General features: G+C 45.2%; 18 protein-coding genes and 1 pseudogene. 9 read left to right on the top strand and 10 right to left on the bottom strand.

Features of this window, described 5'->3' with window-relative positions; genetic code table 11:
• Positions 1-10 precede the first annotated feature (10 nt).
• The 6 genes from L4B77_RS03225 to L4B77_RS03200 all read right to left on the bottom strand — a co-directional run bounded on the left by L4B77_RS03225 (position 11) and on the right by L4B77_RS03200 (position 8,053).
• Complete coding sequence (locus L4B77_RS03225; protein WP_429748437.1) at positions 11-469, bottom strand: hypothetical protein; 459 nt, start codon at positions 467-469, stop codon at positions 11-13.
• A complete protein-coding gene (locus L4B77_RS03220; protein WP_429748435.1) occupies positions 466-2,526 on the bottom strand; it encodes a hypothetical protein in 2,061 nt (686 codons plus the stop codon). Before L4B77_RS03220 ends, L4B77_RS03225 begins: the two co-directional genes overlap by 4 nt.
• A complete protein-coding gene (locus tag L4B77_RS03215; protein WP_429748433.1) occupies positions 2,523-4,259 on the bottom strand; it encodes a hypothetical protein in 1,737 nt (578 codons plus the stop codon). Before L4B77_RS03215 ends, L4B77_RS03220 begins: the two co-directional genes overlap by 4 nt.
• Positions 4,252-5,571: a tyrosine-type recombinase/integrase gene (locus tag L4B77_RS03210; RefSeq protein ID WP_429748431.1), complete on the bottom strand. Its 1,320-nt coding sequence runs from the start codon at positions 5,569-5,571 to the stop codon at positions 4,252-4,254. Before L4B77_RS03210 ends, L4B77_RS03215 begins: the two co-directional genes overlap by 8 nt.
• A 95-nt stretch (positions 5,572-5,666) precedes the next feature.
• On the bottom strand, positions 5,667-7,025 hold the full coding sequence (gene gorA / locus L4B77_RS03205; RefSeq protein WP_429748429.1) for a glutathione-disulfide reductase: 1,359 nt from the start codon (positions 7,023-7,025) through the stop codon (positions 5,667-5,669).
• Positions 7,026-7,213: 188 nt separating this feature from the next.
• Positions 7,214-8,053 (bottom strand): 23S rRNA (adenine(2030)-N(6))-methyltransferase RlmJ, encoded by an 840-nt coding sequence (locus L4B77_RS03200; RefSeq protein ID WP_261838530.1) that lies wholly within the window; start codon positions 8,051-8,053, stop codon positions 7,214-7,216.
• 279 nt (positions 8,054-8,332) lie between these two features.
• On the opposite strand from L4B77_RS03200, the gene prlC reads away from it, so the two are divergent.
• Entirely contained in the window at positions 8,333-10,375 is a 2,043-nt protein-coding gene (gene prlC / locus L4B77_RS03195; protein ID WP_429748427.1) for an oligopeptidase A, read from the top strand.
• A gap of 118 nt (positions 10,376-10,493) precedes the next feature.
• On the opposite strand, the gene asnC is transcribed toward prlC, so the two are convergent.
• Entirely contained in the window at positions 10,494-10,958 is a 465-nt protein-coding gene (asnC, locus tag L4B77_RS03190) for a transcriptional regulator AsnC (protein ID WP_261838532.1), read from the bottom strand.
• A gap of 126 nt (positions 10,959-11,084) precedes the next feature.
• On the opposite strand from asnC, the pseudogene L4B77_RS03185 reads away from it, so the two are divergent.
• The 3 genes and pseudogenes from L4B77_RS03185 to L4B77_RS03175 all read left to right on the top strand — a co-directional run.
• Positions 11,085-13,409, top strand: a pseudogene (locus L4B77_RS03185) (diguanylate cyclase); the annotation flags it as partial.
• 223 nt (positions 13,410-13,632) lie between these two features.
• Positions 13,633-14,412, top strand: coding sequence for a class I SAM-dependent methyltransferase (locus tag L4B77_RS03180; RefSeq protein ID WP_261838533.1), 780 nt, complete (start codon positions 13,633-13,635; stop codon positions 14,410-14,412).
• A 117-nt stretch (positions 14,413-14,529) separates the two neighbouring features.
• Positions 14,530-15,051 (top strand): hypothetical protein, encoded by a 522-nt coding sequence (locus L4B77_RS03175; protein WP_429748424.1) that lies wholly within the window; start codon positions 14,530-14,532, stop codon positions 15,049-15,051.
• Between the two features lie 92 nt (positions 15,052-15,143).
• Here L4B77_RS03175 and L4B77_RS03170 read toward each other — a convergent pair whose 3' ends face one another.
• Positions 15,144-16,022 carry a carboxylate/amino acid/amine transporter gene (locus L4B77_RS03170; protein ID WP_429748422.1) on the bottom strand — a complete coding sequence of 293 codons (879 nt, stop codon included), beginning with the start codon at positions 16,020-16,022 and terminating at the stop codon, positions 15,144-15,146.
• Between the two features lie 52 nt (positions 16,023-16,074).
• Positions 16,075-16,509, bottom strand: a complete 435-nt coding sequence (uspA, locus tag L4B77_RS03165; RefSeq protein WP_429748420.1) for a universal stress protein UspA — start codon at positions 16,507-16,509, stop codon at positions 16,075-16,077.
• Positions 16,510-16,697: 188 nt separating this feature from the next.
• Here uspA and ftnA point away from each other — a divergent pair, with 188 nt between their 5' ends.
• From ftnA to L4B77_RS03150, 3 genes are all read left to right on the top strand, one after another.
• Positions 16,698-17,225, top strand: a complete 528-nt coding sequence (gene ftnA / locus L4B77_RS03160) for a non-heme ferritin (RefSeq protein WP_261838537.1) — start codon at positions 16,698-16,700, stop codon at positions 17,223-17,225.
• A gap of 68 nt (positions 17,226-17,293) precedes the next feature.
• Positions 17,294-17,617: a universal stress protein UspB gene (gene uspB, locus L4B77_RS03155; RefSeq protein ID WP_261838538.1), complete on the top strand. Its 324-nt coding sequence runs from the start codon at positions 17,294-17,296 to the stop codon at positions 17,615-17,617.
• 227 nt (positions 17,618-17,844) lie between these two features.
• Positions 17,845-19,038: a BaiN/RdsA family NAD(P)/FAD-dependent oxidoreductase gene (locus L4B77_RS03150; protein ID WP_429748417.1), complete on the top strand. Its 1,194-nt coding sequence runs from the start codon at positions 17,845-17,847 to the stop codon at positions 19,036-19,038.
• Between the two features lie 145 nt (positions 19,039-19,183).
• Here L4B77_RS03150 and L4B77_RS03145 read toward each other — a convergent pair whose 3' ends face one another.
• Complete coding sequence (locus L4B77_RS03145; RefSeq protein ID WP_429748415.1) at positions 19,184-20,077, bottom strand: DMT family transporter; 894 nt, start codon at positions 20,075-20,077, stop codon at positions 19,184-19,186.
• A 138-nt stretch (positions 20,078-20,215) separates the two neighbouring features.
• Between L4B77_RS03145 and rmuC the strand changes: the two genes are divergently transcribed.
• Positions 20,216-21,748 carry a DNA recombination protein RmuC gene (gene rmuC, locus L4B77_RS03140; protein ID WP_429748474.1) on the top strand — a complete coding sequence of 511 codons (1,533 nt, stop codon included), beginning with the start codon at positions 20,216-20,218 and terminating at the stop codon, positions 21,746-21,748.
• 65 nt (positions 21,749-21,813) lie between these two features.
• Positions 21,814-22,593, top strand: a complete 780-nt coding sequence (ubiE, locus tag L4B77_RS03135; protein ID WP_261839661.1) for a bifunctional demethylmenaquinone methyltransferase/2-methoxy-6-polyprenyl-1,4-benzoquinol methylase UbiE — start codon at positions 21,814-21,816, stop codon at positions 22,591-22,593.
• Positions 22,594-22,635 lie beyond the last annotated feature (42 nt).

Below are 22,635 nucleotides of genomic sequence, written 5' to 3'. Positions count from 1 at the left end.
AACTCAACGATTACTTAATCGAAACAACCTTACTTCGCTTTAGTTGAGCTAACTCTTCACGTAATTGGGAATTTTCAAACTCCAAATCTTCTATATGAGCCAACGCTTGAACTAGCTTATCGTTAAGGTGGTGCTGTGAAGCAGCGAACAGGGCTAGTTTATCTCTCTCAGCCTCATACTTAGCCTTAAAGTTTTCCTTGATACGTTTCTGCTCTTTGAGCTTAGTGCGTATTGTCTGTATCTCTGGCTGGATGATTTCACCTTTCCCTGCCGCAATCTCTGCTTTAGTTTGCTTCACTTTTTCAACAAAATCAGGGTAGTAATAGCCACTGCCATTACCTAAATTTGCCTCTTCCTCGACAGCTCTTACGCTGAGTTTACGGTGAGTAGGAATGCGCTTGGGCTTGCCTTGTTTAATGCGTTCTAGGGCAGCCTCTAATGCTAGTCGTGTATTTTCGCTCTTACTCATAAATTAGCTACCTTCAAATCTGGTTCAAAAGGGGTAAAGGGCATATCAAAGTCAGCCATGACCTTCTCAGCAGCTCGAACTTGCGTGATGTAATGACTAAGCTCACTAACCGATACGTCCTCTCCAGAAGCCATATAAGTGGTTAAGCTACGGTGTTTTTTCTGCCACCATTTGGCATGTTGCTCGTCAATGATGCTACTACCAGAGCCACAGTCCACACAGAATTGGGGAGTGACCACTCCATCCATATCGCAGTCATAACCAGACTTGCAATAGCTGTGCATTGAGCCATGAAGTGTGAGTTTTCCGCCTTTTACCGCGTTATAAATGGTGTCCCAAGAGCTGTAGATCGTTGGGACATCACCTCGCATTTTCATGATGACTTTGCCATGTGCGCCCGATAGTGTTGCATCCGAATGCCACAGTTTGAAGATTTTGTCGGTAGTGGATTCAGCATTAATCTCATCAAGCGTTTGTTGGATTTTTGGGTCGACTGTTAAATCACGAAGGCTGGCTAATTGCCCCCCATTCGTGTACCACTCTGTCATCGCAAGATACAAGTGCTTGAATTGCTGCTTAAGCGCAACCAGCGAGCTTAATCGGTTTTTAATGCAGTAGAACGCTAGGCTGCGTCTAAATTGGTGAGTACTCATAGGCCAAGGTTGACCAACTACAACCTGCTTTTCAATTTTAACCTGTGAGCGAGGGTTCGATTCCACACACTCTTGGTAATCGTCATCAGTCACAACAAAATCAAGCTGTCTACAGAATCGTTTTAGCCGTTGATTCCAGTCCGAAATTAATTTCGGCGCATGAGAGCGGAGTGTTTGATTGACCCAAAGCGAATTTGCGTATTTCTCATCAGGGTATTGCGCTTTTTCTCGCCATCTTTTTGTGAGGATGGACATCAAATCAACCGCTGTTTTTGATACGGCCGCCGTTACCCACGTCTCTCGTTTTTCACCCAATTTAAACGTATGAGATTGAAGAAGGTGAAGCTCTCGGCCACTCAGTGAGTCTTGGTAATAACTGTTCGGAGTGAGCTTATCTAGTTCACTAACACGCATACCACTAAAACCGCCACACACAATGTAACTCGCCGTGATTAGCTGGCCTAAGTATCGCTGAAAATCTGAACCATGCTTTAAAGGGATATTGGGCAGCTTTCTTGCCAGTGGCGCAATCAGGTCATTTGGTTGCTTGGGCTGACGATCTGCAATGGCGACAATAAACTTCTTATTATCAATGCTTCCATCGGAATTCATGAAGGTGAAGACACTACCGGTTTTCATCTTATCCTCCAAGATTTGCTTACCTTGCATATAGTTATTTTGGAGGTCACGTTCTGTCTCGGTAATGAGCGTGGCATGAGGAAGCGCTTCTTCAATTAGAGCCATTGCCTTGCCATAGATGGCATGACAAAGTCGCTCAGGAATAACCAGTGTTTGTTGCTTTTCTATAGCACTTAAGCGCTCAGCTTCTTTCTTTGATTTGATATGAGCAAAACCCAGAGCTATCTTATGCCAAGGGGTGTACTCAATGGCTTTGTTAAGGGCTACAAATATGTTCTCAAGCGTGCTAGAGCTATACTCACTTTTGATAAGGTATTCATCGAGCTTCTGACGAAAATTGGTAGCTGATAGTGCAGAGAGAGAGTGCACTCTTTCTTGAGCTAGAAATCGGTAAGTTGTCAAAGCTTTGACAAGTCGACTGAGAATGGTTGAAAATTTTGGTGCCTTTCTAGTTTGTGGAGAGAGATTAAATAGCCAGCCGTAAGTGAACAATTTCAACTCTCGTTGTAATTCTGGATGGGCATCTAATTCTGAAAAATTAAGGTTGTTCTTTTCTTTTTTACGTGAAAAAGCAAAGCAATTCCAATCGCTTTGGTCGAAGGTGGCAGTGATGTTTCCGTCCTTATCACGACAAACCACTACAGCATCCAATTCGTCGAATCGCTTCTCATGGTACAAGGTGACAATATCGGCAGGCTGGACTTTATGCTCAACGGGAAAATCAGCAAGATATAAATGGTTAGTATTGAACTTATCGCTGCTCATTTGGATGTCTCCTGTGATGGAATGAGGTTAAGCACTGACTCGGCGTCATCCCAATTCGGGTGTAAGCCATCATCGTCCAATTTGTTTTCTGCCGCTTTGAGCTGAGAGAGCTTAATGTTTGGCAGAATCTTTGTATCAATAAATACAATGATGTCTTCAAAGTTTTTCTTGAAGTGATGAGCATCAAGGTGGCGATATAGGGATTCTTCAATACAGCTTTTGAAGCTTAATAGGCACCAAATGTCTGAGAGAGATTGAACTATGACCTGGTCTGGACAGCCGAAACAACCAAGTAAGTCGGCACACGCCAATCTCTCACCATCTTTTATCAACCCATGCTTGAGAGCTTTTCTTGTGTATTTTTTTGACTTTTCACCAAATGGTTCAGAGCAACTTCCTCCGTTCGGAGTTCGACTTAACTTCGGGAGGTTGATTTTGTTTTCTGCCTCGATGACCAACACATCAATGCCTAAGCTTTTTTGAGCTTCTTCCGTGCTTTCACCTTGTTTAATCTCTTGCTCTCGCAAGGATATCGCATCTTGCATCATTCCATTATTGGCAGTTTGGTTGCCCGTGCTGTAGCTTTTCTTTCTCGTGTTAGAGGTGTTGTTAAGCATAATGTCGTTCACTAACTCACCTTGATGATAAGTTGTAATTTGTGCGCCAGTTTCTCGAAAGCGACTGATGATAGGGCGCAAACGACGACCTGTTTGGTCGGTAAACCTAAAGTGCTTTTCGACCCATTGACTTAAGAAATCCTGCAAGGTTCTGTTCTTGAGCGGAGCGTATTTTTTTGAGGCGATTGTTTGCAATAATGTAGCGTTGGAGTCTGTGGAGATAAGGCGTGATGCCTCGAGCAGCATATCAAAGAAGTTCATTGCGTATTTAGGGATCTCCAACTCATGACCACCCATTTCAACTTGGATGGTTTTAAATGCTCGACGCTTAAAAGCGGGCATTGTGTACCAAATTTCATCGACTGACTTAGAGGCGTTATCTGGTTGCTTTAGTTGGAATAAGTCGCTGGTATTGGCGTAGGTGTAGTAGGCCAGTAGGTACGTGCCTGCGCACATCATTTTGCTGATGCCACCACATAGTTTGTATTGTTCTCCCTTCCAGTTAAACGTCATGGTTGGGGTGCTCTTGTATGCATTTATGTGCTTTTCGGGGGTCTCAATAAACTGTTTGGCAGTTTGCTTAAAGAGACTGCGTAAAAAAGGCAGTAATTGATTTAGGTCACTGCGAGTATATGCTTCAAAGGGTTCTGCATCGCTGCTATCCGTGATGATGACGCTGTCGAAGTACGCACTTGATAGGTCTAAGTAATCGCAAAATAAACGCAGCATTCCAGAGCGTTTAAGTTTGTAGGTACTACGCTTAATTTTACCTATCAATATTTTGTTATAAAGAGACTCAAAGTAAGCTTCCGTTGCTTGTTTTGTGAACGCTTTTTCATTATGTTTATCGCACCAACGAAGATATTGAGAGCATTGCAAATAGGTGACGTACAGAGAATCGTGGCTTTTACCTTCGCTCATGAAATCATCAAAGCGAGACTTAATTTGAAGGATGAAGCCTTCCCTATTTGCATCTTCAAAGCAACCTCCTTGCTGCAATGCGGTTGTCGAGGGAAATCCCCTGATCATGAAGCGATTAAAGTCAGCCAAACCTCTGTCGTTTAATTGAATACAAAGCTCTGGCTTCCAGCCGTGCAAATAAGCGATATTACTCATTATCACCGCCTAACGCTTCATGCATGATGCCGTCTAGAATGCCGAATTTAACTTTGAAAGCCTCTTTGCGCTTCAGGTAGCGCAAGTATTTCCAAGTGGTGGATTCGTTTCGGTGCCCCATCCATCCCATCAGTAGTCCCAAACTTTCTGATGAAGATAGCCCTGCTTCAAGCATGTCATTGAGTCGATAAGTGCCATAAGTCGAGCGCAAATCATGAAAGCGATGTGTGAATGTAGGGTGGGTCTGTTTTATCTCGGTTCTTAGCTCTGTCCAGCGAGCCTCTATCGACTTAGCGGTTACGGGGTTGCCTTGCTCACTGACGAACAAAGGTTCGTGACGCTCAGATAGCTCCAATCGCTCAAGCGCCTCTTTCTTTAGCGTGTTAGCCGTTTCTGGTAGTGCCTCAAGTTTTTGGTCAAGCTTGTTTACCCGTTTGATTCTTCGTTCTGAAACGCGATATTCATTCAATGTCGATAATAACTCGGCAGAGATTTCTACTTGGCGAGATTTGAGGTATTTGGTCATCACACCTGTTGCTTGAGGTGATAGCGACAACTCAAAGCGGTGCTTACTTTCAGCTACCGGCGTCGCTGTCTCGATAGCTTTAGTGGATAACGTGGCTATCTCTTGGATACGCATACCCGTATCAAGAGAAATAAGCACCTGTAAGCGCAGCTCCTCTGAAGCATTGGGTAGATATTGAGTGAGAATACTCAGTAACTCTTGGCTCAACGGAGTGAGAGGCCGGATATTGCTACTGTCGGCATCTTTAGGGACTTTAATGCGTAGGTCACTTGTTTCTACGGTAAAAGTGGGTGAAACGTGAGCCAACATTCCCACACTCTGAACAGAAACAAATTCCATTTTGAATGGCGCTTCTTTCTCGTTCTTTATCTTTAGATAACCGTCATGCATCAACCACTTATAGTAATTGACGATTTGGTTCATGCGAACGCTGGCAGTGCTATGCGCCAAGTCACCCTTTTTAATCTGCTTTAGTAGGTGAGAGCGAAATAGATAAGTTGGTTTTAGCCTTTTGACGGGAGGGAATGTATCCCATGCTAAGTTCTCATCTTCAAGGAATTGATAATAGGCGTAAAGGGCTTGGGAGCAGGGATTAAGGTCTTTAGCATTCTTAACGGCTTTTTGGTAAAAGAGGTAGCTATTGGCTTCATGGTTGAATGAACCATCACCATTGAACAGAGTTGGGAGAGGGCCAATATTCCCCTTAAGAGGAGAGCATTGGCAGCTGTTGCCACTGATTGATAGTTCTGTCTGTTTATAGACATTGTTTGATTGTGTGAGGTACATAAATTCACCTAGAAAATCACTGAATATACATACAGCATAGTCAGTGAATGATTATTTTCCAGATTTATTTATGTGTGTAAGATGCTTTTCCTACACTAACCCGTCATAGTAACAAACTCTTCGCTGCCTGTTGGGTGAATCGCCACAACAGAGTCGAAATCTGCTTTGGTTGCGCCCATCTTCATTGCAACGCCGAAGCCTTGAATCATTTCATCAACAGTGAAACCGATGCCGTGTAGACCAACGACTGTCTCTTCTTCGCCAGCACATACTAGCTTCATCTTACAAGGTTGACGATGCTTGGTTACTGCTGTGTACATAGCCGTGAAACCCGACGTGTATACCTTGATGTTGTCTTTGCCGTATTGCTCTTCAGCTTCTTGAGTCGTTAGACCAATTGTGCCAATAGGTGGGTGGCTGAATACAACAGTAGGTACTAGCTTATAGTCCATTTTCGCGTTGGTTTTACCGTTGAATAGACGCTCAGAAAGCTGACGACCTGCTTTAACAGCAACAGGCGTTAGCTCGATACCGCCTTCCATGATGTCGCCAACACAGTAGATGCCAGGAACGTTGGTTGCTTGGAATTCGTCTACTTTGATGTAGCCACGGTCGTTCGTTGCAACGCCAGTGGAGGCTAGGTTAATCGCGTCCGTGGCTGGGTGGCGACCAATCGCCCAAATTAGGTGATCAACATTTTGAGTGTTGCCGTTCTCTAGGTGTAGAGTCAGTGTGCCGTCTGCTTCTTTCACTACTTCTTTAGGAACAGAGTGCGTGTGCAGTGTTGGACCTTCCGCTTCCATTACTTCAACCAATGTCTCGATGATCATTGGGTCGAAGCTACGTAGTGGTGACTCTTTACGACAGAACAGGTGTGTTTCTGTGCCAAGTGCGCTTAGCACGCCTGCGATCTCAACTGCGATGTAGCCTGCGCCGATAACAGCAACACGTTTAGGTTGTTCCATCAGGTCGAAGAAACCGTTTGAGTCGATACCGTGCTCTGCGCCTGGGATGTTTGGAATGGTTGGACGACCACCCACAGCGATCAGAATGTGATTCGCAGTGTAGTGCTCACCGTTAACTTCAACAGTCTTCTCATCGACAAACTTAGCAAAGCCTTTGATTACGTTTACTTTGTTGTTACCCAAAACGCGATCGTAAGATTGGTGGATACGGCCAATGTACGCTTGGCGATTTTCAACCAGTTTGCTCCAGTTGAAGCCTTTTACCTCAACGTCGAAGCCGTAATCTTCAGAGTATAGGTTGATCGCTTCAGCAACTTGAGCGCCGTGCCACATTACCTTTTTAGGAACACAACCAACGTTTACACAAGTACCACCAAGGTCTTGAGCTTCGATAAGCGCAACCTTTGCACCGTGCATTGCTGCGCGGTTTGCTGATGCGATGCCGCCGCTGCCGCCGCCGATACAGATGTAATCAAAATGAGTCGCCATTACTTTCTCCATTTATTGAAGGCTGTGGGTACAGTGAGCGCACTGAACACCTACGTCCTATAGATTCTTAAATTGTCTAATTATTATATTGAGGGCAGATCGGTTGAACTCAATCTCCCTGTTTAAAATTTATTCGTGTAGGTCACAATCTGCTGAATATTCGTCAGAGCATGACGTTAAGCTCGAGATTACTCGGGTACGATCCACTCTACTTTGAAGTGACCGGTCGCCGGCGCAATTGCTTCCTTCAAGAATGGAAGAATCTCTTTCATTTGGCTTTCTAGCTTCCAGGGCGGGTTAATCACGATCATGCCTGATGCTGTCATACCACGCTCGTTGGTGTCTGGTGATACGCCAAGTTCGATTTGTAGAATCTTGTTGATGCCTAAGCCTTCGAGACCTTCGATCATATCTTCGATATCACAGCGATTGACTACCGGGTACCAAATTGCGTAGATACCGGTTGCCCAGCGCTTGTGGCTTTGAGCGATTGCAGTCACCACATCACGATACTCTTTTGCCAACTCGTAAGGTGGGTCGATCAGTACTAAACCACGACGTTCTTTTGGTGGCAGGCTGCCCTTTAAGCGCTTAAAACCATCTTCTTTGTAGATAGATACCTGACGATCACGGTGGAACTCTTGTTCAAGCAGCGGGTGATCGGCTGGGTGAAGCTCAGTCAGTACCATGCGGTCTTGGTCACGTAGGTGTGCACGTGCAACACGTGGAGAACCCGGGTAGTAACGCAGTTTCTCGCCATTATTTAGAATGGAAATAGACTCAAGGTAGCTTTGAATGTCTTCAGGAAGTTCTGTTTGTGCCCAGACGCGTGCAATACCTTGTTTGTATTCGCCAGTTTTTTCAGACCATTCATGCGTTAAGTCGTAACGACCTACACCAGAGTGAGTGTCATGATAAACAAAAGGCTTATCTTTCTGTTTCAAAGAATTAAGAATAAGGCTCTGTACGATATGCTTTACTACGTCGGCATGGTTACCTGCGTGGAAGCTGTGGCGATAACTTAACAAATTAAACTCTCGTAACACTCTCGAATTAGAGTGTGGTTAGTGTAGGTGGGGTTAATCTAACTATTATAACCCTCAATGGACCATAAATTCTCGAACAATTCAGGAACAGTCGCTAGCAATATGCAGTTAGTTATTGGTTCTACTATTGAAATTTGCCTTGTTGGGCACTATTTAATAACTATTCGCAGGTGATTTTTTAGGGCGAACTTTAGCCTGATGACTGTAAGACGACCTCATTACAAAAAAGACGAAAGTCTCTAAAGCCAAAGGAATGTTTATATGTCTAATCCGCTATTAACCTTCACGGACTTACCTCCGTTTTCACAGATCAAGCCAGAGCACGTAAAGCCAGCAGTTGAGCAAGTGATTGAAGCGTGTCGCAACAAGATAGAACAAGTACTTGAAGGTAATACTTCACCAAGTTGGGGCAACCTGGTGGCTCCAATTGAAGAAGTGGATGATCGTTTAAGTCGTATTTGGTCACCGGTAAGCCATATGAACTCTGTCGTGAACAGTGACGAACTGCGTGAAGCATATGAGAGCTGCCTGCCTGTGCTATCTGAATACGGCACTTGGGTGGGTCAACACAAAGGCTTGTTCGAAGCGTATAAAGCGATCAAGGCGAGTGAAGCATTTTCTGCACTGAACCGAGCTCAACAAAAAACCATCACTGACGCTTTGCGTGACTTCGAATTGTCGGGGATTGGCTTACCTGCAGACGAACAGCACCGCTACGGCGAGATCAGCAAGCGTCAGTCGGAGCTAGGTTCTCAATTCTCAAATAACGTGCTTGATGCAACCATGGGTTGGAGCAAGCAGATCACAGATGTCGCTGAACTGGCAGGTATGCCTGAATCCGCACTGGCGGCAGCACAAGCGGCGGCTGAGTCTAAAGAGCAACAAGGTTACCTATTGACTCTGGATATCCCATCATACCTACCTGTGATGACTTACTGTGATAACCAAGAGCTACGTAAAGAGCTGTACGAAGCGTACGTAACGCGTGCTTCTGATCGCGGTCCAAACGCAGGTAAGTGGGACAACACTGAGATCATCACCGAGCAACTTAAGCTGCGCCACGAGATCGCACGCATGCTTGGCTTTAGCACTTACAGCGAAAAATCTTTGTCGACTAAGATGGCAGAAACGCCAGACCAAGTACTTGGTTTCCTTAACGACCTAGCAGTAAAAGCCAAACCGCAAGGTGAGCGCGAAGTAGAAGAGCTACGTCAGTTTGCTGAGAAAGAGTTTGGTGTTTCTGAATTGAATCTTTGGGACATCGCTTACTACAGCGAGAAACAAAAACAGAAGCTGTTCGAGATCTCTGATGAAGAGCTTCGCCCTTACTTCCCTGAATCTAATGTGGTTTCAGGTCTGTTTGAGGTGCTGAACCGCGTGTTTGGTATGTCGGTAACTGAGCGTGAAGGTGTAGACACTTGGCATGAGTCAGTGCGCTTCTTTGATATCTTTGATGCGACTGGAACACTGCGAGGTAGCTTCTACCTAGATCTATACGCACGTGAACACAAACGTGGTGGCGCTTGGATGGATGACTGTCGTGGTCGTCGCATTACACAATCTGGCGAGCTACAAACGCCAGTTGCTTATCTAACGTGTAACTTCAATAAGCCTATTGGTGATAAGCCTGCACTGTTTACTCACGATGAAGTGGTGACCTTATTCCACGAATTCGGCCACGGTATCCACCACATGCTGACGCAAGTAGAAGCGGGCGCAGTTGCGGGTATTAATGGCGTGCCTTGGGATGCGGTTGAATTGCCAAGTCAGTTCCTAGAGAACTGGTGTTGGGAAGAAGAAGCGCTGTCGTTCATCTCTGGTCACTTCGAAACGGGTGAAGCGTTACCCAAAGAGATGCTAGAGAAGATGCTGGCGGCGAAGAACTTCCAATCTGCGATGTTTATCCTGCGTCAACTAGAGCTTGGTTTGTTCGATTTCACACTACACACAGAGTACGATCCAGAAGTCGGTGCTCGCGTATTAGAAACGCTAGCGGATGTTAAGTCTAAGGTATCGGTATTGCCAAGCCTAGATTGGAACCGTTTCTCACACAGCTTTGGTCACATCTTTGCTGGTGGCTACAGCGCCGGCTACTACAGCTACCTGTGGGCAGAAGTGCTATCGGCAGATGCGTTCTCAGCATTTGAAGAAGAGGGTATCTTCAACACTGAAACCGGTAATCGTTTCTTGAATAACATCCTTGAAATGGGTGGCAGTGAAGAGCCAATGGAGCTGTTCAAACGCTTCCGTGGTCGTGAGCCACAAATCGACGCAATGCTGCGCCACGCGGGAATCAACGCATAATCACGGTAACTATCTCGTTTATTGCGAGATAATTGCGAGATAATTGCGAAAAGAGCCTCTGGTTAGAGGCTCTTTTTTTGTCTGTGCGTTATGTTATGCCAAGCAAGGCGAATCAATGTTATGGATTCACATTGCGGTTGATCGGGTTCTGCAGTGAAATCAGGGTTTCTGTCGACTGAACTTCATCGATCGCTTGCAGTTTATCGATCAATACAAATTGCAGCTCTTCTATCGACTTACACATCAGCTTTACAAAGATATTGTAAGCACCAGTGGTGTAATACGCCTCTACTACTTCATCTAACGCATTCAGTTTAGCGATCGCTGAGTGGTAATCTTTGGCTGCATTGAGGTTGATGCCAATAAAGCAGCATACGTCATAACCTAATTTCTTGGTGTTTACGACGACTTCAGTGCGCTCAATAATGTCTGCCGATCTCATTTTCTCAATTCGAACATGAATCGTCGCGGGGCTCACGTCGAATTGCTTAGCCATTTCAGCATAGGGCGTACGTGCGTCTGCCATTAAGGTTTTTAAAATAGCGCGGTCTAGGTCATCGAGGCGAGCTGGGGGTGTGGACATGCAGGATCCTTTAGATAGAACGAAATTATACCGGTTAGAGTACACATGATAGCCAAGGGTGATAATATTAGCAGCAACTATAGTGTTAGGGTGATTTTCGTGCGATTTTCGTTGTTATTAATTTTGATGTGTTGGAGCCTTTTTGCTTCCGCACAGACAAAAGATGTGTTGGTTGTTCACTCTTACCATCAAAGTTTTTTTTGGACGCATGATTTCCATAAAGGATTATCAGCAGAACTCGATGGTGCTGGTTTGTCTTATCGGGTTGTTTACCTTGATAGTAAACGCTTTCAAAGTGCAGAGTACCTAGAACGTCTTTATCAACTTTACCGCACTAAGCTGGCCCATGAATCGTTTTCTGCCATAGTGGTCAGTGATAACAACGCGCTGAATCTAATGAAGCGCCTCGCGCCAGAACTGAAAGGCACGCCAGTTATTTTTGGTGGTATAAACAATTATTCATCAGAGATGATAGAAGGCCTAAACGCGACCGGTATTACTGAAGACATTGATTTGGCGGGTAATGTCGATCTTATTAAGCGCCTTCAATCGACGGTGAAAAAAGTGTATGTGGTGACCGACCATTCGCTAACGGGACAGACGATTCGCGCCCAAATTGATCGATTTATTCAAACCCATCCGAGCTTTTCCGGTCTTGTCGAGCATTACGTTCCTGATTCCTATCAAGAGTTAATCGCATTTTCTCAGCATGCAGAGCCTGGGGAAAGCTTATTGTTTTGTGCGTATTACCGCGATGCTCATGGTCGCGCGAGTACTGATGAAGACTGGCGTCAATTGAACATCAAAGCGCAAATGCCATTGTATATCGTTCATGATTTGGGGCTTGGGTTTGGTGCGATTGGTGGTGTGATTCAAAGTGGTGAAAGCCAAGGTCGAGATGCTGGGCGAATGTTGCTAAAGGTGCTGGATAATCCGACAGGAGTACTTCCCTCTGTCACCTCGGGAACCTCAAGGGTTACGCTTGATTACCAACAAATTTTGCGCTGGGATCTGGGGGAAGATAATGAAGCCTCCGTCACTTTCCTCAATAAGCCACAGCCATTCATGATGCGTTATCATGATGAAATACGAACCATAGGCTTGCTGTTTGTCACAATGTTATGTGTTATCGCTGCCTTGGTTTACTATTTGAATCGTCTTCAGAAAAGTGAAAAAGCCAGTCGTCAGAGTCAACGGCTTCTTGAATCGATATTCGATCAGAGTTTGCAATTTATCGGCATCCTCGACAAGGAGGGGGTGTTGTTGTCGAGTAACCGGAAATTGCATGAACTGCTTTATAATCAGGGCTACAAATTAGGTACACCTCTCCAACAACATCAACACTGGGAAGATTCTGCGCGCGACATACTCACCGAATATTTCATCGTAAAAAGTGCTCACTCAGCTTTACGATTTGAAGCTGAGGTGTGGTCTCGTGATTGTGGTGCAATGGTGCTAGATATTTCATTGAAGCCGATGCCGGGCAGTGAAGAAGACATTCAGTTTCTATTTGAAGCACGTGATGTGACCTCGCGTAAGCTCGCCGAGAATAAGTTGTTCCAACGCGAAGCAAACCTCAAACTGTATTACGAAAAACAGCCAGTAATGATGATTACACTCGATGGCAATAGTCGCATTCAGCAAGTGAATCAGTTTGCTGAAGAGCTTTTGGGTTACCCGTTAGAGAAGCTGTTGGGTCATCGCCCTAGAGAATTCTATGCTGATGAAAATGCGATGCTTCCACGTTATCTCTTGTTGCAACCACAGCATAAGATTCGTGGTGTGTGGCGTCGTGATATCGAGTATCGTCATGCTGATGGCAGTACCATTTGGATTCGTGAAAACATTCGTCCATTGATTGAGTCTGACCAGTTGTTGATTGTGGGGGAAGATATCACTGAGGCCTATGAGCTTTCTGAACAATTAGAGCACCAAGCACGTCACGACTCATTGACCGATACCTTTAACCGCAACCACTTTGAACAAGAGCTGAAAAAGGCATTGAAAGAAGTCGAAAGCCATATGCGCACGCACGCGATGTTGTTTTTGGATTTAGACAAATTTAAGGTGTTGAACGATAGTGCCGGCCATGAAGCGGGTGATGCAGCGATTTTGTTTAGTGCAAAACTGTTAGAGGATGTGCTGCCGGGCAATACCGTATTGGCGCGTATGGGGGGCGATGAGTTTGCGGTGTTAATTAGGGATTGTTCCGAGCAAGATGCGATCAATGTTTGCTGCAATATTCTCTCTAGTATGAGTGAACATTCATTTTTGTGGGGGGACCTTTGCCTCAACCTGACCTGTTCTATTGGTATTCGATTGATTGATCATACAGCCGCTTCACCTCAGATGGTTCATGCTCAGGCCGATACTGCTTGCCATACTGCCAAAAAGGAGGGGCGCAATCGTTATTACCTCCATCATCAAGATGACGAAGACTTACAGTATCGCTTGTTTGCTCAAAGAAACGCCCAACTGACCTCGTGAAGAGAGAAGCTCGGTTTGTGCGTGATATTATGGTCAATGATTTGGCCCATGTGATGGTTCGCTCTATCAATGGTTGAGCGTTTTGCTTTCTTGTGAATACTTTTCTCCGTTAATATGTATTGTTGAGGCAATCAGGTAAACTGATTGCCTCCTTTGTTTTGAATATTACTGTCTGTTGGAGACGACCTTGCAACTACAACTGATTTGCGAAGATGCTACCCAAATCGATCATTTAAATGACTTAGCGACCCGTTGGAATTTATCCCATGATGAAAGCAGCGAGTTTGCCTTAGTACTGACAAACGAGCGACTTGAGTTGCGTAAAGTTGATGAACCTAAGCTTGGCGCTATCTTTGTTGATTTAGTAGGAGGCGCGGTTGGTCATCGGCGTAAGTTTGGTGGGGGCAAAGGTCAAGCGATTGCCAAAGCGGCAGGCTTAAACAAAGGCGCAATACCAACTATTCTTGATGGCACCGCCGGCTTAGGTCGTGACGCGTTTGTGTTGGCTTCTTTAGGGTGTAAGGTGCAAATGGTCGAGCGTCATCCAGTTGTGGCTGCACTGCTAGATGATGGCTTACAGCGAGCGCAACAAGACCCTGATATCGGTGGTTGGGTAAGTGAACGTATGACGTTGATTCACGCTTCCAGCCATGATGCATTAGACAAGCTCAGTAACGACCCGAACTTCGAACAGCCAGACGTTGTGTACTTAGATCCAATGTACCCACATCCTGAGAACAAAAAAAAATCGGCTTTGGTTAAAAAAGAGATGCGCGTATTTCAATCTTTGGTTGGTGCTGACCTGGATGCCGATGCGCTGTTACAGCCCGCTCTTACGCTCGCATCAAAACGAGTTGTAGTGAAAAGACCCGACTACGCGGCGTGGTTAAATGAGCGACAACCGAGCATGGCGATTGAAACTAAAAAGAACCGTTTTGATGTTTATGTCAAAGCATCGATGACTTAACAATATCAAAAAATATCCCGTCATGAGTACGATAAATTGTCATTTATACTTGCGATAGTTACGTTACGGATGTATATCTAACTAAGAATTATTACTATTCTTATCTGGAGTTGTAGCATGGCTAAACGCTTGTGTAAGTTAAATCGTCGAGATATCACCGAACACCTAGGAGAGATCCACCGTTTGGTTACCCAACCTAAGTTTGTGTGCCAATCTTGTGCTCGTTCATCGGCAAATGAAGTCAATCTATGCAAGCCCATCGCAATTCCTCCTCTTGATGGTCAGGTGAAACCCGACGAAGAACAACTCGCGTGCGGACCATTTTCTGAAACCTTGTCCGTTTCTGAAAAGACTCTTAGCGAAGCGCTAAAGATCAATAAGCTATCGCTGAAAAATACTCCGTTAGATACGCCTGTGATTGATGTGAATAGCGATGAGAAAGCGGAACTTAAACGAGCGAAGAAAGCCGTTAAGAAACAAGAGAAGTACAATAAAAAGCTCGCGAAGATGATTAAGAAACAGCAAAAGCTGTTTAAGAAAAGCCAGGAATTGGAAAGTGAGCTTGAACACCTCAACGTACAGCTCGCGAGCGCTCTATATATCGAACCCCAATCCCAAGTCGTGAACCATCTTCATTAATCATGATGAGTGGCGTTCAGTGTAAAAAAAAGAGCGACCTACGGTCGCTCTTTTGCTTTTTTAGACTTTAAGATCATCGACATCTTAATCAATTAGGCTCGGTTAGCGGCCTTTGCAACACGCTTTTTCACCCACGTCTCATTGACGAATAAGGACAGCAAAATAACACTCCCCCCAATGGCGAGACGAACCAAGTCGACATCTCTATTCCAAATCAGGATATTCACCACAAGGCCTGCGGGAACTAAGGCGTTGTTCATTACGGCCAGTGCGCCGGCATTCACCATGCATGCGCCTTTATTCCACATAAAGTAACCCAGCCCCGAGGCTATCAAGCCAAGGTAGATCAGGATTCCCCATTGAAGCGTGGTGGTGGGGAGTTTCTCTGGATTGCCGAGCAGCATAAAAGCAACCGAAGCGACACAGAGCGCCCCTAAGTAGAAGTAACCAAATACCGTTCGTTGCGGCAACTCTGTCGACTCTTTTTCCATCACCACTTTATAGCCCACCTGACCGATAGCAAAGCACAGGTTTGCCCCCTGTACAACGAGGAAGCCGACTAAAAAGTTATCGTTGATGCCGGCAAACTTAATGAATACCGCGCCCAAAACCGCAATAGCCGCAGTGACTAAGTACCACGGAGAGAATTGCCCTTTGAGAAAGTCATAAATCAGCGTGACATAAATCGGCGTGAAAACGGTAAAGAGTAGAACTTCAGGAACGGATAGCAGCAAGAAAGATTGATAGTAGAAGCAGTACATCAGGCCAAGCTGGATACCACCAATTGCCATCAGTTTAGCGATCAGCTTACGAGATATGCCTCGGAATTTTAGGAAAGGAAGAAATACGACGCCAGCAAGGGCAACACGCATTAATACAGAGAACCAAGAATCAACCTGACCCGCAAGGTAAACGCCGATCAGGCTAAAGGAGAAGGCCCATAGGAGGGTAACACCAGCTAAATAGCTCATAGTAACACTTCGTTAATAAGATATGAGCGGTATGTTACCTAACCTTAAATCATTAGTCTTCTGAATCTCTTAGAGGTACGACCAACATATCAACCGGAGACGCGTTGATCAGTTGTCGTGTTGAAGAGAGCAGTTTGCTCCAAAAATCTTGATGGTGACCGCAGACGACCAAATCCACATTGAACTCATTGATGGTGTCACACAGTTCATGACTTAAATCACCACTGCCCACGAGAGTATGAGTGATCGGGTATTGAGCGTGCTCCGCAAAATTTTGCAGCTGAATACGAGAGGCTTCCATTGCGTTGTGCTGGGTTTCGGCCATGTTGATATCAATCAGGCCAGTGTAGAGCTCTGCGTAGTTAATATCGATATGGATAAAAGAGACTTGGGCTTCCAATGGCTTAGCCAAGGCTACTGCTTTATCCACAAGTAATTTGCTGTCATCTGATAAATCGACTGCGACCAAAATATGTTTGTAACTCATATTGCTATCTCCTTAATCATTGCCTGATTAAAGATTAGCACCATGTGAGGTCTTTTTTTGCTGAAGTGATCTCATATCCACGGTCTTGCGTACTGCCTGTCCGACATATTGGTTAACTAATGGCCTGCGAGATATCCATTAAATAGTGGTATAGTAAAGAAAATTAGGGATGTAATTAGGAGTCTTAAATGCTGTCAAAAACTATGGTAGAGCAACTGAATGATCAAATTAATCTAGAATTTTTCTCATCCAATCTATACTTACAAATGAGTGCTTGGTGTGAAGATAAAGGATTTGAAGGTGCAGCACAGTTTCTGCGTGTTCATGCAGTAGAAGAAATGGAACACATGCAACGTCTTTTTACTTATGTAAGTGAAACCGGAGCAATGCCAATTCTGGGTGCGATTGAAGCACCAAAACATGAATTTGAAAGCCTTGGCGCAGTGTTTCGTGAAACCTATGAACATGAGCAGATGATCACTGAAAAGATCAACAAACTGGCTCACGTTGCTTTCAGCACACAAGATTACTCAACCTTTAATTTTCTTCAGTGGTATGTTGCGGAGCAGCATGAAGAAGAGAAGCTGTTTAAAGGCGTATTGGATAAGCTAGAGCTTGTTGGTGAAGACGGTAAAGCACTGTTCTTTATTGATAAAGACTTAGCGCAATTGGCAAAAGATGGTTCATCTTCAGTTATGGAAGCTCCTGCCGTTTAGGTAGTTTGAAAAAGACACTGATAATCTTTTTCTTTTGAGTTTTCCTATGAAGATGTAGGGAGGAAAGGATGATCAGCGGCGACACTATTCTATTTGCATTAATGGTTGTGACTTGTGTGAACTGGGCGCGTTATCTCACTGCGCTAAGAACACTTATTTACATCATGCGTGAAGCACATCCTCTACTTTATCAACAAGTAGATGGCGGTGGTTTCTTCACCACTCATGGCAATATGACCAAACAGGTTCGCTTGTTTAGTTACATCAAAAGTAAAGAGTACCATCATCATCACGACGAAATATTCACTTCGAAGTGTGATCGAGTGAGACAGTTGTTCATACTTTCTGTCGCTTTGTTAGGTGTAACGCTTCTGTCTTCTTTCATCGTGTAACCGATTGGTAAGTGATAGAAAGTAACCGTTGTGGGTTTGTAAGCCGTAAGGTGTGACTGCTGTTGTCTTCAATTTGGACAATTGAGCATCAATTGCAAAGTTGAAAATTGCCGTTAGAATAGCGAGCGATTAGTAAGGGTGTGCTGTTTATGCGCATCCTTTTTTATTGATGGTATTTCGAGAACAGGGTGTACTCGAGATGCAAAAGTGAAGAAAGCAGAGTCACAATGAGTGAAAAGTTTGATGTAATCGTAATTGGTGCGGGCGCCGCGGGCTTAATGTGTGCTGCGGAAGCGGGAAAACGTGGCCGACGAGTACTGGTGGTCGATCATGCGAAAAAGCCAGGCAGAAAAATTTTAATCTCAGGAGGTGGTCGCTGTAACTTTACCAACTATGATGTTTCAGCCAATAACTTTCTGTGTAGCAACCCTCACTTTGTTAAGTCAGCCTTATCTCAATACACCAACTGGGACTTCATCTCGATGGTGAGCAAGTACGGCATTGAGTTTGAAGAGCGCGATCATGGCCAGTTATTCTGTGTCAATGACCACACCGCAAAAGACATCGTGAGCATGTTGCTTGAAGAGTGTAAGCAAGCAAAAGTGGATCAACGTTACCGCTGTGATGTTCACGCCATCGAAAAGACGAACACTGGCTTCAAGATGCACCTCAATACCGACGAAGTTGAGTGTGATTCATTGGTTGTCGCGACCGGCGGCCTATCGATGCCTAAGCTCGGTGCAACGCCGTTTGGCTACAAGATTGCTGAGCAGTTTGGTTTGTCTGTGATACCGACTACGGCGGGTTTGGTGCCATTCACCTTACATAAAGAAGACAAAGAAGATTTCGCTGAGCTTTCTGGTATCGCGATCCCTGCCGAAATCACCGCGCAAGACGGCACCTTGTTTAAAGAGGCACTGTTGTTTACTCACCGCGGTTTATCTGGCCCTTCGGTACTGCAAATATCGTCGTTTTGGAAAGCGGGACAGTCTGTGTCGATCAATCTTGTACCAGAGGTGGATGTGGCTGAACTGTTGGCTAACTCTCGTGAGAAACACCCAAATCAGAGCCTGAAAAACACCTTGGCGAAAGCGCTACCAAAGCGTTTTGTTGAGGTGCTGATTGACCGTAAAGAGTTGGAAGATAAGCCACTCAAGCAGTTTAATGAAAAACAATTGAATGGCATCGTAGATCACCTAGAAAATTGGAAAATCGCCCCCAACGGCACCGAAGGTTACCGTACTGCCGAAGTAACGCTTGGCGGTGTGGATACAAACCATCTCTCTTCAAAAACCATGGAATGTAAGAGCGTTTCTGGCCTCTATTTCGTTGGTGAAGTGATGGACGTAACGGGCTGGCTTGGTGGCTATAACTTCCAATGGTGTTGGAGCTCTGGCTTCGCAGCGGGTCAGTGGGTTTAAGCTTTTAGCTTATCCATTAGATTTTAAATGACATAAAAATGGCGAGTCATACGACTCGCCATTTTTGTATCTAACATTGTGTTCTGGCTCTAGGTTCGACTTTATCGATAGCTTTTCGTGCTCAATCGAATCTTTTAGCGCTTATTTACGCAGCTTTGTTTTTTGAAAACTTGAGCTGTTGAATCACTAAGCCAGCGATGATCAGCATCAAGCCAAACAATGTCGTAGGGTGAATCTCTTCACCAATGATGGTTGAAAGTAGCATCAACGAGATAAACGGTGATGCGAAAATCAGGTTACTGATACGTGCCGTGTTGTTGGTCAGTTTTAGTGCTGAGAGCCACAAGACAAAGGTAATTCCCATTTCGAATAGGCCTACGTAAGTCACGGCCATCCAGCCCTTCGCGGTTATTTGGCTGAAGCTTCCACCTTCGTATAGGGTCAAACCGATGGCGAATGGTAATGCCACCAAGAAACCAAGCAATACCCCCACCACAGGGTCTGCTTTATTTTTGGTATTAAGGATCCAGTACCCCGCCCAAAGTAGCGTTGAAAGCAGAGCTAAAGTCACACCGAGTGGGCTATCAAATTGCATCCCGAATACATTACCTTTAGTGGCAATGACGACCACACCGATATAACTGAAGGTACAAGCTACCCAATCTTGTTTACGAATTTTTTGCCCTAGAAAAACCGCCGCCATTAGAGTCAGCGTGATCGCCCAACTGTAATTGATGGCTTGCGCTTGAGAAGCGGGCAGCAGGTCGTAGGCCTTGAATAGAATCAGGTAGTAGGCCAGTGGGTTAATTAAACCGAGTAGTAGGTAATACCAAGGATTTGAAAGAAACGTAGTACTCAGTTGAGAGAGCTTGCCTTGAAACGCGCAAACGGCGATTAGCGCAATCGACGACACTATGCTGGCGATGGTCAGCATTTGAATCGGTGAAAACTCAGCAAGGGTCAGCTTAAAAGCAGTAGCGACCGTTGACCACAGCAGTACAGCGGAAAGGCCAAAGCCTAAGGCGCGACGTTCGTTCATGACAACTCATTTCTAATTTGATGGGACAGAATTCGGAGCGCCTAGTCTATCTGTCGAATTTCAACACGGCAAACTGGACATTTATCCAGTATCAAAATACCATTTAATGAGTTATTTCCAATTAGGCAAATCATGACCATGCAATGGATTATCGAACATCAGGCAACGCTTATTGCCGCAATGGCTGGCGCGCTCTTCAGCGGCGGTGTGGTGGGTTGGTGGGTCAAACAGAAGTGCTCTTTTCAGCAGCAACTTCTTGAACAGCAGATCGAGTCTGACCGTTTGCTGCATGAATCACAACAGTCACAACTCAAATCATCACTCGCAGAGGCGCAACAAGAACTCAATGAACTGGATGATGAGCGAGACAAAGCGGCATTTGAACTTAAGCAAGCGCATGGCAAGGTGATGGCTGCGATGGAAAAGCTTCGCTATTTTGAGGCGGTCAAGCAAGAGCGACAGCAGTACGCTGATGAGATCAATGTGCTTAAAGATCATAAGTCTGAGTTAGAGGCGGAGCTTCGAGAGCAAGAGGCGAGGCATGACCAAGAAAACCTCGCCAACAGTGAAAAATTGCAATTGTTAGAGCAAGCGGAGTCTCGACTTAAGCAGCAGTTTGAGCTGTTAGCGAACCAATTGTTTGAAACCAAAACTGCTAAGGTCGATCAGCAGAATAAGCAGAGCCTAGAAGGCTTGTTGTCACCACTAAGAGAGCAGTTGGAAGGTTTCAAGAAGCAAGTGAATGACAGCTTCAGTCAAGAGGCCAAAGAGCGTCACACCTTAGTACATGAGCTGAAAAATCTGCAACGTCTCAATGAAAGCATGACGCGTGAGGCCGTTAACCTGACTCAAGCACTAAAGGGCGATAACAAACAACAAGGTAACTGGGGCGAAGTGGTACTGGCCCGCGTGCTTGCGGAATCAGGGCTGCGCGAAGGCCATGAATACCAAACACAAGTGAACCTGCAAAACGATGCGGGCAAGCGTTATCAACCGGATGTAATCGTGCATTTGCCACAAGATAAGCAAGTGGTGGTGGACTCTAAAATGGCTTTGGTCGCGTTTGAGCGTTACTTCAATGCTGAAACGGATCAACAACGTGATACTGCACTGCGTGATCACTTGGTGTCACTGCGCGCACATATTAAGGGTTTAAGCCAAAAGGATTATCACCAACTCAAAGGCATTCAAAGTCTGGATTATGTGTTGATGTTTATTCCGGTTGAACCTGCGTTTCAAGTCGCGATTCAAGCGGATCCTAGCTTAGTCAAAGACGCGATGGAGCAAAATATTATCTTGGTCAGCCCAACCACCTTGCTGGTGGCACTGCGTACGATTGATAACCTATGGCGCAATGAAAGGCAGAACCAGAACGCTCAGGTCATCGCAGAACGCGCAAGTAAGCTTTATGACAAGCTGCGTCTATTTATTGATGACATGGAGGGCCTCGGCAGCGCATTGGATAGAGCCAACCAAAGCTACCAAGGCGCGATGAATAAACTAGTGACGGGACGAGGCAATGTGATTCGTCAGGCAGAAAGCTTCAAACAGCTTGGTGTTGAAGTTAAAAAATCGATCTCTCTTGGAGTTACCGAGATGGCTCAAAATGAGGCTTTTTCAGAAAATGCCTCCTTAGTAGAAAGACAACCCGCTGAGGATAAAGTAAACTGATCGGCCGCAGCACACTCTAATAAACAGTGGACTGTCGATAAGAACTTACCATGGTAGATAACAGCATTATGGACACAAGCGTGCAGACAAATTCAGCAGTAGAGTCAGAAACCACACACTTTGGTTTCGAAACCGTCGCAAAAGACGAAAAAGTCGCGAAAGTAGCAGAGGTATTTCACTCTGTAGCCGCTAAATACGACATCATGAATGACTTAATGTCGGGTGGTGTTCACCGTTTGTGGAAGCGATTCACGATTGATTGCAGTGGCGTTCGCCCGGGTCAACGTATCTTAGACTTAGGTGGTGGCACTGGCGATCTTACGGCGAAGTTCTCGCGTATCGTCGGCGAAAAAGGCCATGTGGTTCTCGCTGATATCAATAATTCAATGCTGAACGTTGGCCGCGATAAACTGCGTGATAGTGGTATTGTCGGCAATGTGCATTACGTGCAAGCGAACGCTGAAGAGCTGCCATTTCCAGATAACTACTTTGATTGCATTACGATCAGTTTTTGTCTGCGTAACGTAACCGATAAAGATCAAGCGCTGCGTTCAATGTACCGTGTGCTTAAGCCGGGTGGTCGTCTGCTGGTACTTGAATTTTCTAAGCCGGTGCTTGAACCACTATCAAAGGTTTACGATGCCTACTCTTTCCATCTATTGCCAAAAATGGGTGAGTTGATTGCTAACGATGCAGACAGCTATCGTTACCTTGCTGAATCTATTCGTATGCACCCAGACCAAGATACCTTGGAAGGCATGATGCAAGAAGCGGGTTTTGAGAGTACGAAATATTTCAACCTAACGGGCGGCATTGTTGCGCTGCACCGAGGTTACAAGTTCTAGTTGAACTTGGCAGCAGGCTCGTTGAGTGTGCTAAACGTTAAA

The organism is Vibrio minamisatsumaniensis (assembly GCF_050337445.1).
Classification (GTDB): Bacteria; Pseudomonadota; Gammaproteobacteria; order Enterobacterales; family Vibrionaceae; genus Vibrio; species Vibrio artabrorum.
This window is presented reverse-complemented; position numbering and strand designations above follow the sequence as displayed.